This is a genomic window from Azospirillum lipoferum 4B, from assembly GCF_000283655.1.
GTDB classification, from domain to species: domain Bacteria; phylum Pseudomonadota; class Alphaproteobacteria; order Azospirillales; family Azospirillaceae; genus Azospirillum; species Azospirillum lipoferum_C.
The window spans coordinates 2,483,620-2,498,459 of the sequence record NC_016622.1 but is presented as its reverse complement, the minus strand read 5'-3'; the positions used below and the strand labels follow the sequence as shown (position 1 = coordinate 2,498,459).

Genomic DNA, 14,840 nt, shown 5'->3' with positions numbered 1-14,840 from the left:
TTGTTCCGATTGTTGGTTCCCGTATGACGCGCTTCCTCCCACACCCGGACCTGTCTCCCTCTCCCCCCTGGGGAGAGGGTCGGGGTGAGGGGGAGCCGCTGCAGGATGCTGGCAAAGGTCCCGCAGCGCGTCCCCCTCACCCTAACCCTCTCCCCGGGGGGGAGAGGGGATTGGGTCATTGGGGAGGAAGGCGCCGCATCCTCGCCCTGTGGCTGCCGCGCCTGCCCACCGATGCGCGGGAGCGGACCATGCCGCCCGGGTCGCGGGCGCGCCCCTTCGCCCTGCTGCGGACGGAGCGCCAGCGGCGGATGGTGGTCGCGGTCAACCGGGTGGCGGCATCGGTCGGCATCTCTCCCGGTCATACCCTCAGCGACGCCCGCGCATTGGAGCCGGCGCTGGAGGTGGCGGAGGCGACGCCCGAGACCGATGCGATCCTGCTCGGCCGCATCGCCGATTGGGCGCGGCGCTACAGCCCCTGGACCGCGGCGGACGAGCCGGACGGGGTGGTGATCGACATCACCGGCTGCGCCCACCTGTTTGGGGGCGAGCCGGCGCTGGCCGCCGACCTGACCGGACGGCTGCGCGCCGCCGGCTTCAGTGCCCGTGCCGCCATCGCCGGCACCCCGGCCGCCGCCTGGGGGCTGGTGCGGTTCGGCAGCCCGGAGGACCGGCGGCAGGAGCGGCTGGACGGTCTGCCGCTGGCCGCCCTGCGGCTGCCCGCGGAGACGGTGGAGGGGCTGCATGCGCTGGGATTGCGCCGGATCGGCGACCTGCACGCCATGCCGCGGGCCGGGCTGGCGGCGCGGTTCGGGGCCAGGTTGCTGCAACGCTACGATCAGGCCTTCGGCCGGCTGGACGAGCCGATCTCCCCGCGCCGGCCGGTGCCGGAGCATCGCGAGCGCCTGACCTTCGCCGAGCCGATCGCCACGCCCGAATCGATTGCCGGGGCGCTCCGCCATCTGCTGGGCCGGCTGTGCAAGGGGCTGGAGGCGGCGGGGCAGGGGGCGCGCCGGCTGCGGCTGGACGCCCACCGCACCGACCAGCGGGTGGACGACGAACCGCAGAGCCTGACGCTCGGCACCAGCCGCCCGACCCGCGACCCGGCGGCCCTGGCCCGGCTGGCCGCCCCGCTGCTGGAGCGGATCGACCCCGGTCCGGGGCTGGAGACGCTGGTGCTGTCGGCGACGGAGACGGGGCCGCTCATCGCTGTCCAGACCGGCATCGACGGCGAGGGGATTGACGGCGGACTGGCCGAACTGGTCGACCGGCTGGCTCTACGGCTGGGGGAGCGGGCGGTGCTGCGGCTGGTGCCGCGGGAAAGCTGGTTGCCGGAACGCTGCGTGGCGCCTCTGCCGCCGGTGGACACCTTGCCGGTGCCGAAGCCCTGGCCGGCCGGCCGGCCGCGGCCCTTGCGCCTGCTGACCCCGCCCGAACCGATCGAGGCCACCGCCCCGCTGCCCGACGACCCGCCGCTGCAGTTCGTCTGGCGCGGCCTGCGCCACCGCGTGAACCGGGCTGAGGGGCCGGAACGGATCGAATGCGAATGGTGGCGTCCGGAGGGATCGCTGGGGCTGGCCGTGCGCGATTACTACCGCGTGGAGGATGGCGCCGGCCGCCGCTTCTGGCTGTTCCGCGCCGGATTGTACCGGCCGGGGGAATGGCCGCGCTGGTTCCTGCACGGGTTCTTGGGGTGAGGTGCTTGTGACCCCTCCCTAACCCTCCCCCACCTGCGGTGGGAGAGGGGACTGCCGCTGTACTTTTGCAAAGCTCCTGCCCCCTCCACCGCCGAGGGCGGGGGAGGGATGGGGAGGGGGCATCAGGCATGAGGGGGCACATGGGCCAGGGAACTTACCCCAGCCCCTTCTGCCCCATCTCCAGGAACTTCTCGCGACGCTTGGCGCGCAGCGTGACGCCGTCGAGGCCGTCCAGTTCGCCCAGCGATTCCTCGATGCAGTCGCCGAGCTTCTTGATGATCTCGGCCGGGTCGCGGTGGGCGCCGCCGATGGGCTCGCTCACCACGCGGTCGATGACGCCCAGTTCCTTCAGGTCCTGGCTGATCAGGCGCAGCGCGATGGCCGCCTCGCCCGCCATGTCGGAGCTGCGCCACAGGATCGACGCGCAGCCTTCCGGCGAGATCACCGAATAGATGGCGTGTTCCAGCATCAGCACGCGGTCGGCGGTGGCGATGGCGATGGCGCCGCCCGACCCGCCTTCGCCGATGACCGAGGCGATCATCGGCACGTTCAGCCGCAGGCAGCGCTCGATGCTCTTGGCGATGGCCTCGGCCTGGCCGCGCTCCTCCGCCTGGACGCCGGGGAAGGCGCCGGCGGTGTCGACCAGCGAGACGACCGGCAGCTTGAAGCGGTCGGCCAGATCCATCAGGCGCTGGGCCTTGCGGTAGCCTTCGGGCTTCGCCATGCCGAAATTGTGGCGGACGCGCGATTCGGTGTCGTTGCCCTTTTCCTGGCCGATCACCACCACCGAGCGGCCGCGGAAGCGACCCAGCCCGCCGATGACCGCGCGGTCCTCGGCGAAATGGCGGTCGCCGGCCAGCGGCGTGAAGTCCTCGATCAGGCCACGCACATAGTCCAGGCAGTGCGGCCGATTGGGGTGGCGGGCCACCTGAACCTTCTGCGCGGGCGTGAGCTTGGCGTAGGTCTGCCGCAGGAGCTTGTCGACCTTGGCCTGCAGCTTTGCAACCTCGTCGGCGATGTTGATGTCGCCGGCGTTGGTCAGGTGCCGCAACTCCTCGATCTTGCCTTCAAGCTCGGCGATCGGCTTTTCGAATTCCAGGAAGGTCTGCATGCCGGACACGGGTGGTTGGCGGGGCGCACGGAAAAACGCGCGCTTGGTTAGCACGCCCGGCGCGCCTGCGCCACAGCGGAAAGGTGCGGGACGGCCTGGGAAGGGTTCCGCGACGAACCCACAGGGTTTATCCTCATCCGCCGGGGAATTCCAACCCTAATCGTTCCGGGGCGACTCCTGGCCGATGACCTCCTTCAAGGACCATTTCTCCGGCCATGCCGGCGATTGCCGCGCTTTCCGGCCGACATACCCGGATGGGCTGGCGGCCGTACTGGCCGCCCGCTTCACGACGGTCCACGCCACCGACGCCGGCGCGGAGCAGATCGCCCCGCTCCCACCCGCGTCCGTATCGCGGTCCTACATCGGGTCCAGTTCCGAATCCCAATAAAGAAAATCCCGCCAACTCTCGTGAAGGAAGTTTGGCGGGAAGGCACGTCCATTCTCTTGCAGCTCGTAGGCGGTGGGCTGGAAGGGCGGACTGAGCGGGATCATGCCGCAGACATGGGGAAGTCGGTCGCCCTTCGCCAGATTGCAGGCCGAACAGGAGGTGATGACGTTTTCCCACGTCGTCCGACCGCCGCGGGACCGCGGAATCACATGGTCGAAAGTCAGGTCGTGGGTGGGGAAGGGGCGGCCGCAATATTGGCAGGTGAAGCGGTCGCGCAGGAAGACGTTGAAGCGGGTGAAGGCCGGGCGGCGCGTTGCCGGAATGAACTCTTTCAGAGAGATGACGCTGGGCAACCGGACTTCGAAACTTGGGGATCTGACGACCCGGTCATAGTGCGATACGATGTTGACCCGTTCGAGAAAGACCGCCTTGACCGCTTCCTGCCAGGACCATAGCGACAAGGGGAAGTAACTGAGCGGGCGGAAATCCGCGTTCAGCACCAGAGCCGGACAGTGATCGGGTGGTGGAGCCAATGGCCACTCCCTTGTCTGGAACCGTGTCTGGATCCCGGCACGCGACACTGAGGCGGCTTTGTGCGCGGGGGCGTGTCTACTCCGCCCCGGCGGCCGGCCCAACTGCGGGATCGTCTTCCGGGACAACCAGATACATAGTGGATCGGCGGCCCGGACTCAACATCTTGACCCGGTGGGGCCGAATTTCTTCACCGTTGTGTAACCTTTTTTGCGCTGAGGGCATTGCCGGCAGGGGCGGGGGAGCGGTTCTCCGGCACCACGCGCGGCGGCTGTGACATCGGGAAAAAAGACTCGCGCCTGCCTTGTGCAGTTACCCCTCGTTAACCATAACGGCGCCAAGGTGGACCTCGTTGATCCAAGACGATCAGATCGAACACGATCCCGCCGGCCCGAGCCGGCCGGACGCGACCCCGAGGAAAGTCCGCCATGACCGCAGTCATCATCGACCTCGCCCAGAAGCGCCGCGAACGGGAGGAGCGTGAACGCCAGATCCGCATCGACGCTTTCGACCGCGAGCTGCGCCGTCGTCTGGCGCTCTATCTGGAGGGCGAAGAGATCCCGGTCGAGCCGATCCGCGACAATCCCTACATCTGAGACCAACCGGATCGTCACATCCCGCGCCCTGTCCGGCGCGCGATCCGCTATAAAGCGGGAATGAGCGACCTCGTCACCCGCTTCGCCCCCAGCCCGACCGGCCACCTGCATCTGGGCCATGCCCATTCCGCGCTGTTCGGCTGGACCACAGCCCGCAGCGCCGCCGGCCGCTTCCTGCTGCGGATCGAGGACATCGATCCCAACCGTTGCCGCCCGGACTATGAGCGCGACCTGATCGAGGATCTGGCCTGGCTCGGCCTCGACTGGGATGGCCCGGTCCGGCGCCAGTCCGACCATTTCGACGATTTCCGCGCGGCGCTGGCCCGGCTCGAGTCGCTGGGCGTGCTCTATCCCTGTTTCTGCACCCGCAAGGACATCGCCGCGGAGATCGCGCGGGCCGGCGCCGCGCCGCACGGTCCGGACGGCCCGCTCTATCCCGGTACCTGCCGCCACCGCTCGCCCGAGGAGCGGGCTGAGCGGATCGCCCGTGGCGATCCCTGGGCGCTGCGGCTCGACGTGGCCGCCGCCTGCCGGCTGACCGGGCCGCTGCGCTGGCACGACCGGGCGCAGGGCTGGCAGGAGGCGACTCCGGAACTGCTGGGCGACGTGGTGCTGGCCCGCAAGGACACGCCGACCAGCTATCACCTCAGCGTCACCGTCGACGACCATCTGCAGGGCGTGACGCTGGTCACCCGTGGCGAGGATCTGTTCTTTGCCACCCATCTGCACCGGCTGCTGCAGGCCCTGCTGGGCTACGACCCGCCCGATTACCACCATCACGGCCTGCTGCGGAACGCGTCGGGCGAGCGGCTGGCCAAGCGCGATCGCGCCCAGACCCTGCGCTCGCTCCGCGACGAAGGCCGCAGCCCGGCGGAGGTCCGGGCGCTGGCGGGGTTTGCCGGGGCCGGGTTTGCGGGATAGGGCTCACCCCATCTGCGCCACCGGCAGGGTAGACGCGCAGGCGGCGCTCCGCCCGGTGGCGTTGCGTAGGGACTCGGGCGTCAGGCTTTCCTTGCCCAGCAGGGCTTCGGCGGCCAGCCGGCCGGAGATGGCGCAGGCCTCCACGCCGGGACCGGGGAAGACGCCGGCGCCGGTCAGGCACAGGCCGGGGATCGGGCTGCGGCGGGTCAGGCGTTGCTGGTCGGGAGCGATGCCGTAGATGCTGCCGGCGCTGGTGTGGGCATAGCGGGCGAAGGTGGCGGCGCTGGCCTCCTGTCGGGTGGTGATGTGCCGTTCCAGATCGGGGATCAGGCGGGAAGCGGCGGCGATCATCGCGTCGCCCTCCGCGCGCTTGCGCGCCTTGTAGGACGGATCGGCGCGGTTCCAGCCGGCATCGGCCGGGGCCAGCCGCAGCAGAGCCACCGCGGCATGCCCTTTGGGGGCGAGGCTGCGGTCGTGGGTGGAGGGAACGGCGATGGCCATGCCGAAGCCCGCCCCGTCTTGCGGCAGGAAGGTCATCGCCGGCAGGTCGGGGACGATGTCCAGCCCAAGCGTGACCATGAAGGCCGAGGTGGACGGACGCATCGCCGCGCAGCGGGCGGCATAGGCGGCCGGCAGATGCTCCGGCCCGACCAGTTCCAACATGGTCCGCCGTACGTCGGCGTTGGAGATGACGGCGGGAGCGCGGATGATGCGGCCATCTGCGGTCTCCACCCCGGCGGCGCGGCCGTCCTCGATCAGGATGCGGGTGACGGGAGTGCGCAGCCGGATTTCACCGCCGTCGGCGCGGATCGACTGGGCCAGCGCATCCGCCAGCGCCTGCGACCCGCCGGCCGGATAAAAGCCGCCGGAGAACCAGTAACCGAAGATCGGCGCCATCTGGCCGACGGTCAGCCACTCCGCCCGGTCGCTGAGATAGCCGGTCAGCACGGTCAGCAGGCGCTGGCCGGCGCGGTCGGGGATGTAATGGTCCAGCATCTCCTGGAACGGCCGGGTCATCCAGCGCAAGGCGTGCGGGCTGTCGGTCACATAGCACCGCATCGCCGCCACCGATTGCGGGATGTTGGGCAGGCCGCTGTCGGCGCAGCCGCGATACATGTCGTCATAGACCGCCCGCATCTCCGCCAGGAAGGCGGCGGCTCCGGCGGCGCTTGGCGGGTGGTCGGCAGCGATCTGGGTTGCCAGCCCATCGGCATCGTCGGCCAGGATGCGCAACCGGCCGTCCAGCGCGACGCCGCGGTTCACCGGTTGCCACTCCACCCGGTCCTCGACCCCCAGCGAGCGCAGCAGATGGTCGACCGGACCGCCGGGCTGGGCGCCGCTGATGTCGTGGACGCCGGCATCGAAGACGTAGCGGAAGGGCTCGGCGCCCGGTTCGCTGCGGTTGCGTGCCTTGACCGTCCAGGAGGTGCAGAAGCCGCCGGGACGGTCATGCGCCTCCAGCACGGTCACCCGCGCCCCGGCCCGCGCCAGCAGCGCCGCCGCCGTCAGGCCGCCGATGCCGGAACCGACCACCACCACGTCGCGCTCATCCGCGGCGGTGCGCGTCCGGTTCAGGATCGCCGGAGCCGGCCAGGGGTGCGGATCGGCCTCCGCCAGCCGGATGCGCATCGCCCGCCCGACGATCCAATCCGGAAGCAGCCGGTTGGCGAGCACGCCCAGCGCACTGGCGCCGATGGAGACCGGGGCTTCCCAGCCGGGCAGGGCGGCGAAGCCCACACCGCCGACCAGGAACAGCACGCCCCAGATAGCCGTCATCAGCCGGTTGACGGCGACGAACTGCGGCAGGTGCCAGTACTCGCGCGGCCAGTCGTCGCGCGCATATTGCAGGGTGAAGGGGCTGCCGGCGGCAATGCTGCCGAAGGCCATGGCCGACAGCGCCAGATGGATGGCGAGGCCGATATTGTGGACCGGCCAGTCCCAACCCAGCGGACCGCAGACGGGCAGGGCGGCGAAGAAGGCGGCGGCCACCAGCTCCGGCGCCTTGAGGGAGCCGCGCAGCCTGTCGAGGGCGCAGAGGGCGAGGCTTGCCGCCAGCGCGGTCAGGGAGGCCGGCAGCAACCCGGCGAACGGCAGGACGGCGCCGAACAGCAGCCAGGGAGAGAAGCCCAGCAGGATACGGAACGCGATGGGGAGCTTGCGCATCGGGATGGTGCCTTCGCGGGTGTTGGGTGTTGTGAAGGACCATCGGCGGGAGGCGGGTGTACGTGCCAGCGAGGGTGCGTAAGGAGCCGGCTTGGCTTCGTGAACTGCGGCGTACGGCGGTTGGCGATGCGTGAAGTGCGGGGGCGTACGGGTGAGAGCGGGGTGTACGTATGGGGGAACGTTAAACCCCCACCTATCCTCCCCCGCTCTCAGCGGACCTTCGGTCCGCCTGTCGCGTCAGCACAAAGCATAGCTTTGTGCGAGAGCTGGGCGGGGGAGGGACTGCCACTCTCCCACATCAGCACTTACCCCCTCCCCCGCCCAGCGGGGGAGGGTTGGGGTGGGGGGCACCGAAGCAGCCACCTACAACGGCCGCCGTGCCTTCAGCGCCGCCGTCAGCGTGCCGTCGTCGAGATAGTCCAGCTCACCGCCGACGGGGACGCCATGCGCCAGACGTGAGACGGACACATCGGAGTCGGTCAGGCGGTCGGTCACCACATGGGCGGTGGTCTGGCCGTCGACGGTGGCGTTGAGCGCCAGGATGATCTCGCGAACCGCCGGATCCCTGGCGCGTTCGGCGAGGCCGGCGATGTTCAGGTCGTCGGGGCCGACACCCTGCAGGGCCGACAGCAGGCCGCCCAGCACATGGTAGGTGCCGCGGAAGGCGCGGGTGCGTTCCAGCGCCCACAAATCGCCGGCATCCTCCACCACGCAGATGACCGAGCGGTCGCGGGTGGGGTCGGAGCAGACGGTGCAGGGATCGCGGCTGTCCAGGTTGCCGCAGACGGAGCAGGCGCGGATCGATTCGCCGGCCGCCGCCATCGCTTCCGACAGGGGCACCAGCAGGCTGTCCCGCCGCTTCATCAGATGCAGCGCCGCCCGCCGCGCCGACCGGGGACCGAGCCCCGGCAGCTTGGACAGCAACTGGATCAGGCGTTCGATTTCAGGTCCGATCATTCACTTGGCGGTCGACACACGTCTCCCTCTCCCGCCCCGGGAGAGGGAAGGGGCCCATGGCGTCAGCCATGGGAAGGGTGAGGGGTGATGCGAGGATCAGGGGATCCATGTGCGGATCGCCCCTCACCCTCCCCGCCTTCGGCGGGTCCCCTCCCTCTCCCGGGGCGGGAGAGGGCAAGAAATCAGAACGGCAGCTTCATGCCCGGCGGCAGCTTCAGGCCGCCCATCAGCTTCGAGGTCTCCTCGGCGACGTGCTGCTCGACCTTCTTCTTGGCGTCGTTGAAGGCGGCGACGATCAGGTCCTCCAGCACCTCGACGTCCTCGGGATCGACGACGGACTTGTCGAGCTTGACCTTCTTCATCTCGCTCTTGCCGTTGACGGTCACGACGACCATGCCGGCGGCGCTCTGGCCGGTCACTTCGACCTGCTCCAGGCTCGCCTGCATTTCCTGCATCTTGGCCTGCATCTGCTGGGCCTGCTTCATCATGTTGCCGATATTCTTCATCGGTCAGTACTCTCCTTCGTCGTCGAGGGGGTAATAGACCCCGTCGTCCTGCTGCTGAACCATGAAATCGGGTGTCTCGCCGTCATCCGCAACCGCCGCACTCTCCGCCGCGGCAACTTCGGCGAGGTCGCGGATGTCGATGATCTTCGCACCGGTAAAGGCGTCGAGTACGGCGCGCACCACCGGATTGGCCTCCGCCTCCGATAGCGAACGGCGTTTTTCGGCCTGCTCCTGTTCGGCAAGCGTCGGCTGGGCGTGGCCTTCGGACAGGGCGACGATCCAGCGATGGCCGGTCCATTCGGTCAGGAACTGCCCGACCTTGGCCGGTAGCGTCGGCGGGGCGGCGGGGCGGAGCTTCAGCTCCAGCCGACCCGGCTCCATGCGGACCAGCTGCACCGTCTCCATCAGATAGCCGTAAAGCGCGCCCTCGCGCCGGTCGGAGAACAGTTGCACCAGCGCACGGAAATCCGGCGGCATCGGCGACAGCTCCTCGCCGGCCGGGGCGGCGGCGGGGGCAGGGGCGGCTTGCGCCATGGGAGCGCTCTGCGGCTGGGCCGAGCCCATCGGGCGGGCGACCGCATGGGCTTGCTGACTGGCAACGGCAACCGGTCCGCCGCCACCGCCGGGACCGCGGCCCATCGGCGCGCTGCCTCCGCCGTTGGCCTGCTGGGCCTGGAACTGCCGGATCAGATCGCCCGGCGTCGGCAAATCGGCGGCGTAGGACAGGCGGACGATCACCATCTCCAGCGCCTGCTGCGGCACCGGGGCGGCCTGCACCTCGTTCAGCCCCTTCAGCAGCAATTGCCAGGCGCGGGTCAGCGCCGGCATGCCGAGTCTGGCCGACAGGGTGGAGCCGCGCGTGCGCTCCGCCTCCGGCAGGGAGGGATCGTTGGCGCTGTCGGGCACCACCTTCAGACGGGTCAGATTGTGGACGAGGTCCAGCAGGTCCTGCAGGATCACCACGGGATCGGCGCCGACGCGGTGCAGGTCGGCCAGGATGTCCATCGCCTCGGCCGGACGGGCGGAAACCGCGGCCTCGAACAGGTCGATCACGCGGGTGCGGTCGGCCAGACCCAGCATGTCGCGCACCTGCTGCGCCGTGACGGTGCCGGCAGCCAGCGCAATGGCCTGATCGAGCAGCGACAGCCCGTCGCGCACCGACCCATCGGCGGCGCGCGCGATCAGGGCGGCGGCATCCCCCTCGATGTCGGCGCCTTCCTGGGCGGTGACGCGGGTGAAATGCTCCTTCAGCACCTGGGCGTCGACGCGGCGCAGGTCGAAGCGCTGGCAGCGCGACAGCACCGTGACCGGGACCTTGCGGATCTCGGTGGTGGCGAAGACGAACTTCACATGGCTCGGCGGTTCCTCAAGCGTCTTCAGGAGCGCGTTGAACGCGCTCTTCGACAGCATGTGGACCTCGTCGATGATGTAGAGCTTGTAGCGGGCCGAGACGGGCGAGTAGCGCACGCCGTCGATGATCTCGCGGATGTCGTCGACACCGGTGTGGCTGGCGGCGTCCATCTCCATCACGTCGACGTGGCGGTCCTCGGCGATGGCGCGGCAATTGTCGCAGACGCCGCAGGGGCTGACCGTCGGCCCGCCCTTGCCGTCGGGGCCGGTGCAGTTCAGCGCGCGGGCGATGATGCGTGCGGTGGTGGTCTTGCCGACACCGCGCACGCCGGTCAGCATGAAGGCCTGGGCGATGCGGCCGGACTGGATGGCGTTGGTCAGGGTGCGGACCAGCGCGTCCTGCCCGATCAGCTCGTCGAAGGTCTTCGGCCGGTATTTGCGCGCCAGCACCCGATAGGCCAGCCCGGTGGCGGGAGCCGCGGCGGGGGCGGAAGCGGCGGTGATGTCGGCAGTGGTATCGGTCACGCGGCTGGCCTGTCGAAACGACGGGAGGGGAATTTCGGGCCGCAGGATAGCGTCCCGGCGCCGCGCTGTCGCCGTCTGTTTCGTGCTGGCAATTTTTGCAGAGGGTGGGAGACTGGACGAACGACCCGAGCCGTAACTCGTTGCGGCTGCTTCCTTCCGGACCTGACCGGGTTGGCGAGGGACTCGTCCGACGCCAGTCTCCCGCCGCTGTTATGGGCATTTGCACGGGCGGATGCAAGGGGAAACGGTTCGTGTGCGGGGACGGCAGCGGACTATGGGCAATTATTTTTGGGACTATAATTTATGGTCCCGCCCATAATTGGTCCTAAAGGGGGCTGGGCACGTTCGGCCGGATGTTGGCAAAGGAGGTGCCGTGGCACCTCCCCCGTCCGCCGAGCATTTCTGCCGGATCATTGGCCGGCAAGGTCGTAGGTCATGTGAAGGTTGTACTGATAGCCCGCCGAGCTGTTGATCGTAACCGCCCACCCTGCCGGCACATACAGCGGGTTGGGAAGCGTCGCTGCCCCCTTGATGGTGCTGGAATTGGGTGAACAGGCGACGATTGCCCGCGGAGCGGCACTCGTGCCGGGAGGAACCACATTCACGGTCAGATTCATGGCGCATTCGGCAGCGATGGTGCGCAGGTAGAGTCCATTCGTGTTGGTCGAACCGGCGATCAGGGTCTTGTTGGCCACGGTATCGACTGCCGAGAGGAAGGACCCGCCGATCGGCTCCGCGGCATTGGCGGTGGCGGCGAGGGTCAGCGCAGCGAGGAAAGCGGCAAAAGCGGTCTTCATGGATGACGTCTCCGGTTAGGTTTGACGTCTTTCGGTTACCGCAAGCCGAACGGTTTGGGGGAATAATAGGAAAAAAGTCCGGAAAGCCATTGACCGATCACGGAAATCCGCCACAGAGGCTTTTGGGCTCCAGGTCCGGGATCAACGAAAAAGGGGGCGCCTTGACGCCCCCTTTGCGAACCCATTGGACCGGGCGAAATTTACTTCTTCAGTGCCGCGACACCCGGCAGTTCCTTGCCTTCCAGCCATTCCAGGAAGGCGCCGCCGGCGGCGGAGACGTAGGTGAACTTGTCCTCGACCCCGGCATGGGCCATCGCCGCGACGGTGTCGCCGCCGCCGGCGACCGACAGCAGGCCGCCGGCCTCGGTGCGGGCGGCGACCAGACCGGCAACCGCGTTGGTGCCGGCGTCGAAGGGCTGAATCTCGAAGGCGCCGAGCGGGCCGTTCCACACGACGGTCTTGGCGCCCTGCAGCTTCACGCCCAGGAACTCCACCGTCGCCGGGCCGATGTCGAGAGCCATCTCGTCCGGGCCGATGGCGTCGAAGGCCACCACGCGGTTGGCGGCGCCGGCCTTGAACTCCTTGGCGACGACGAAGTCCTTCGGCAGCAGGATCTCGCAGTTGGCTTCCTTGGCGGTCGCCATGATGGCGCGGGCCTGGTCGGCCATGTCCTTCTCGCACAGCGAGGCGCCGACGTCGGTGCCCTGGGCGAACAGGAAGGTGTTGGCCATGCCGCCGCCCAGCACCAGCAGATCCACCTTGCGGACCATGTTGCCGAGCAGTTCCAGCTTGGTCGAGATCTTCGCACCGCCGACGACGGCGGCGACCGGGCGCTCCGGCTTCTCCAGCGCGAGCGTCAGCGCCTTCAACTCGGCCTCCATCAGGCGGCCGGCGGCGTTCGGCAGCAGGCGGGCGACGCCCTCGGTCGAGGCATGGGCGCGGTGGGCGGCGGAGAAGGCGTCGTTGACGTAGATGTCGCCCAGATCGGCCATCTGCCTGGCGAAAGCCGGGTCGTTCTTTTCCTCTTCGGCGTGGAAGCGGGTGTTCTCCAGCAGCACGATGGCGCCGTCATGCACCTTGGCGATGGCCTCCTTCGCCTTGTCGCCGACGCAATCCTCGGCGAAGGCGACCTTCTGGCCGACGGCGGCGCTGAGCGCGTCCAGCACGTTGCGCAAGGAGTTCTTGGCGTCCGGGCCGTTCTTCGGGCGACCGAAATGCGACAGGACGACGACCTTGGCGCCCTTGGAGGACAGTTCCTTCAGGGTCGGGGCGAGGCGGTCGATGCGGGTGGTGTCGGACACCTTGCCGTCCTGCATCGGGACGTTCAGGTCGGCGCGCACCAGCACCGTCTTGCCGCTGACCTCGAGGTCGTCGATCGTGTTGAAATCGGTCATCTTCACACTTCCCCTTATAATGGCCGTTTCCCGTCCGGGATCGGCCCTCGGTCGATTTGCCGGAACCCAATCACAGCGCCGACCGCATTGCAACGCCCCAAGGGTGGGTGAAATGGGGCATATTGACCCTGCAAACCCTGTCAAAGCGCTGCGAGCGAAAGAAACAGGCGGGGGCGGAGGGTGTTGCAACCTCGGGTTTCTGCAACATTTCCGTAACTTGACCCTGTCCATTGCCTGTGCAAACACCCAACTGTAGGCCAGTGGGCCGCAAAACGGGGGTTGAAGCGCAGGCGATGGCTGAGGCGGACATCAACCGCGAGACGGAATTGAAGCTGGCGGCGAAGCCTGAAGACTTCGACACGCTGCGTGCCTCTCCCGCCATTGCGGACCGGACGACCGGACCGGCAACGGCGAAGACCCTGGAAAGCACCTATTACGACACCGAAGACCGCCGGCTCGCCGCGCGCAAGGTGACGTTGCGGGTGCGCAAGACCGGCGACGGCTATGTCCAGACGGTCAAGTCCGCACCGGACGAGGACGGGCTGGGGCGCGGGGAATGGGAATGCGCGGTGACCTCCGCCGCACCCGACCTGACGCTGATCACCGACGCCGCCGCAATCGAGCTGCTGGGCACGCTCGGCGAATCGGAGCTGCAGCCGGTCTTCACCTCGGTCGTCGAACGCACGATCCAGGATGTGACGCTGGGCGAAGGGGATGGTGCAGCCTCCATCGAGGTCGCCTTCGACCGCGGCCGCATCCAGCTGCCCGACGGCCGGTCGAGCGACCTCTGCGAGGTGGAGCTGGAGCTGAAGAGCGGCCCGCCCGCCGCGCTCTACGATCTGGCGCAGGAATTGACGAAGGCGGCGCCGCTGCGGCTGGAGATGCGCAGCAAGGCGGAGCGTGGCCACGCGCTGGCGAATGGCGCCGCCGACAAGGCGCTGAAGGCGGAAAAGCTGCTGCTCGACCCCGAGACGACGGTGGAAGGGGCGGTTGCCCGCATCGTGCGCGCCTGCCTCGCCCACATGGTCGCGAACGAGGCGGTGACGCTGGCCGGCGAGGATCCGGAGGGCGTGCACCAGATGCGCGTCGCGCTGCGCCGGCTCCGCTCGGCCATCGCGCTGTTCCGGCCCTTCATTCCGGCCGTGCAGTATCTGTGGCTGGTCGGCGAAATCAAATGGCTGGCCGGCAGCCTGGGGCCGGCGCGCGACTGGGACGTGTTCGGCGAGGAGCTGCTGGCCCCGGTGCGCGATGCCTTCCACAAGGCCGACGGGCATGGCCGCTCGGCGGTCGAGGATCTCGACACGCTGGCCGCCGCGGCCGAGGCCAAGCGGCTGCGCGCCTATGAGGGCGTGCGCGAGGCGATCCGGTCGGACCGCTACACCGCCTTCCTGCTCGGCGTCGGCAGCTGGGTGGAGAAGCGCGGCTGGCGCGACCAGCCGGTCAGCGAGGAATCGGTGCGGCTGTTCCAGCCGGTGATCGGGCTGGCCGACCATCTGCTGAACAAGCGCCACAAGAAGGCCAAGCGGGCCGGCCACGGCTTCGCCCATCTGCCGGTGGCCCAGCGCCACCAGCTGCGAATCGCCTTGAAGAAGCTGCGCTATGCCGTGGAGTTCTTCCGCAGCCTGTATGACGACAAGCCGGTGCGCCGCTATATCCAGCAGCTCGCCGCCTTCCAGGACGCGCTGGGGCATCTGAACGACGTGGCAACGGCGACGCGGCTTTTGCACGAACTGCACGACGACGGCAGCCGCTCCGCCCCCGGCGAGCCGCGCGCGGCCGGCATCGTCATCGGTTGGCATGCCCGCGGCGTCGCCGACACCGAAGCGGCGCTGGTCGCCCTGTGGCATGATTTCATCGACACCAAGCATTTCTGGTCGAAGCCGGATACTGCGGTGTAGAGTCCGCAG

Annotated in this window: 13 protein-coding genes and 1 other RNA gene; 5 read left to right on the top strand and 9 right to left on the bottom strand. The window is 68.9% G+C overall.

Features of this window, described 5'->3' with window-relative positions:
• The first annotated feature begins 170 nt into the window (after nt 1–170).
• Entirely contained in the window at nt 171–1,694 is a 1,524-nt protein-coding gene (locus tag AZOLI_RS11515) for a Y-family DNA polymerase (protein ID WP_014248819.1), read from the top strand.
• 154 nt (nt 1,695–1,848) lie between these two features.
• Here the strand turns inward: AZOLI_RS11515 and AZOLI_RS11510 are convergent, their stop codons facing one another.
• Nucleotides 1,849–2,805 (bottom strand): acetyl-CoA carboxylase carboxyltransferase subunit alpha, encoded by a 957-nt coding sequence (locus AZOLI_RS11510; protein ID WP_014248818.1) that lies wholly within the window; start codon nt 2,803–2,805, stop codon nt 1,849–1,851.
• Between the two features lie 184 nt (nt 2,806–2,989).
• Here AZOLI_RS11510 and AZOLI_RS11505 point away from each other — a divergent pair, with 184 nt between their 5' ends.
• Nucleotides 2,990–3,193 carry a hypothetical protein gene (locus tag AZOLI_RS11505; RefSeq protein ID WP_014248817.1) on the top strand — a complete coding sequence of 68 codons (204 nt, stop codon included), beginning with the start codon at nt 2,990–2,992 and terminating at the stop codon, nt 3,191–3,193.
• Here AZOLI_RS11505 and AZOLI_RS11500 read toward each other — a convergent pair.
• Entirely contained in the window at nt 3,163–3,726 is a 564-nt protein-coding gene (locus AZOLI_RS11500; RefSeq protein ID WP_044550074.1) for an HNH endonuclease, read from the bottom strand. The two genes, AZOLI_RS11505 and AZOLI_RS11500, sit on opposite strands and share 31 nt — an antisense overlap.
• 426 nt (nt 3,727–4,152) lie before the next feature.
• Between AZOLI_RS11500 and AZOLI_RS32870 the strand changes: the two genes are divergently transcribed.
• Both AZOLI_RS32870 and gluQRS read left to right on the top strand, forming a co-directional pair.
• Nucleotides 4,153–4,320, top strand: a complete 168-nt coding sequence (locus AZOLI_RS32870; protein ID WP_014248815.1) for a hypothetical protein — start codon at nt 4,153–4,155, stop codon at nt 4,318–4,320.
• 60 nt (nt 4,321–4,380) lie between these two features.
• The gene (gene gluQRS, locus AZOLI_RS11495; RefSeq protein ID WP_014248814.1) at nt 4,381–5,241 is read left to right on the top strand and encodes a tRNA glutamyl-Q(34) synthetase GluQRS; all 861 of its coding nucleotides are present in this window, start codon (nt 4,381–4,383) and stop codon (nt 5,239–5,241) included.
• A 3-nt stretch (nt 5,242–5,244) separates the two neighbouring features.
• Here the strand turns inward: gluQRS and AZOLI_RS11490 are convergent, their stop codons facing one another.
• From AZOLI_RS11490 to AZOLI_RS11465, 7 genes are all read right to left on the bottom strand, one after another.
• Complete coding sequence (locus AZOLI_RS11490; protein ID WP_014248813.1) at nt 5,245–7,404, bottom strand: phytoene desaturase family protein; 2,160 nt, start codon at nt 7,402–7,404, stop codon at nt 5,245–5,247.
• Between the two features lie 363 nt (nt 7,405–7,767).
• Nucleotides 7,768–8,361 carry a recombination mediator RecR gene (gene recR, locus AZOLI_RS11485; protein WP_014248812.1) on the bottom strand — a complete coding sequence of 198 codons (594 nt, stop codon included), beginning with the start codon at nt 8,359–8,361 and terminating at the stop codon, nt 7,768–7,770.
• Between the two features lie 182 nt (nt 8,362–8,543).
• Nucleotides 8,544–8,867, bottom strand: coding sequence for a YbaB/EbfC family nucleoid-associated protein (locus AZOLI_RS11480; protein WP_014248810.1), 324 nt, complete (start codon nt 8,865–8,867; stop codon nt 8,544–8,546).
• Nucleotides 8,868–8,870: 3 nt separating this feature from the next.
• Nucleotides 8,871–10,742 carry a DNA polymerase III subunit gamma/tau gene (locus AZOLI_RS11475; protein WP_014248809.1) on the bottom strand — a complete coding sequence of 624 codons (1,872 nt, stop codon included), beginning with the start codon at nt 10,740–10,742 and terminating at the stop codon, nt 8,871–8,873.
• 104 nt (nt 10,743–10,846) lie between these two features.
• Nucleotides 10,847–10,944, bottom strand: an RNA gene (gene ffs, locus AZOLI_RS30815) — signal recognition particle sRNA small type.
• Nucleotides 10,945–11,152: 208 nt separating this feature from the next.
• Nucleotides 11,153–11,539 (bottom strand): hypothetical protein, encoded by a 387-nt coding sequence (locus tag AZOLI_RS11470; RefSeq protein ID WP_014248808.1) that lies wholly within the window; start codon nt 11,537–11,539, stop codon nt 11,153–11,155.
• Nucleotides 11,540–11,739: 200 nt separating this feature from the next.
• The gene (locus AZOLI_RS11465) at nt 11,740–12,933 is read right to left on the bottom strand and encodes a phosphoglycerate kinase (protein WP_014248807.1); all 1,194 of its coding nucleotides are present in this window, start codon (nt 12,931–12,933) and stop codon (nt 11,740–11,742) included.
• Between the two features lie 293 nt (nt 12,934–13,226).
• On the opposite strand from AZOLI_RS11465, the gene AZOLI_RS11460 reads away from it, so the two are divergent.
• Nucleotides 13,227–14,831, top strand: coding sequence for a CYTH and CHAD domain-containing protein (locus tag AZOLI_RS11460; protein ID WP_014248806.1), 1,605 nt, complete (start codon nt 13,227–13,229; stop codon nt 14,829–14,831).
• Nucleotides 14,832–14,840 lie beyond the last annotated feature (9 nt).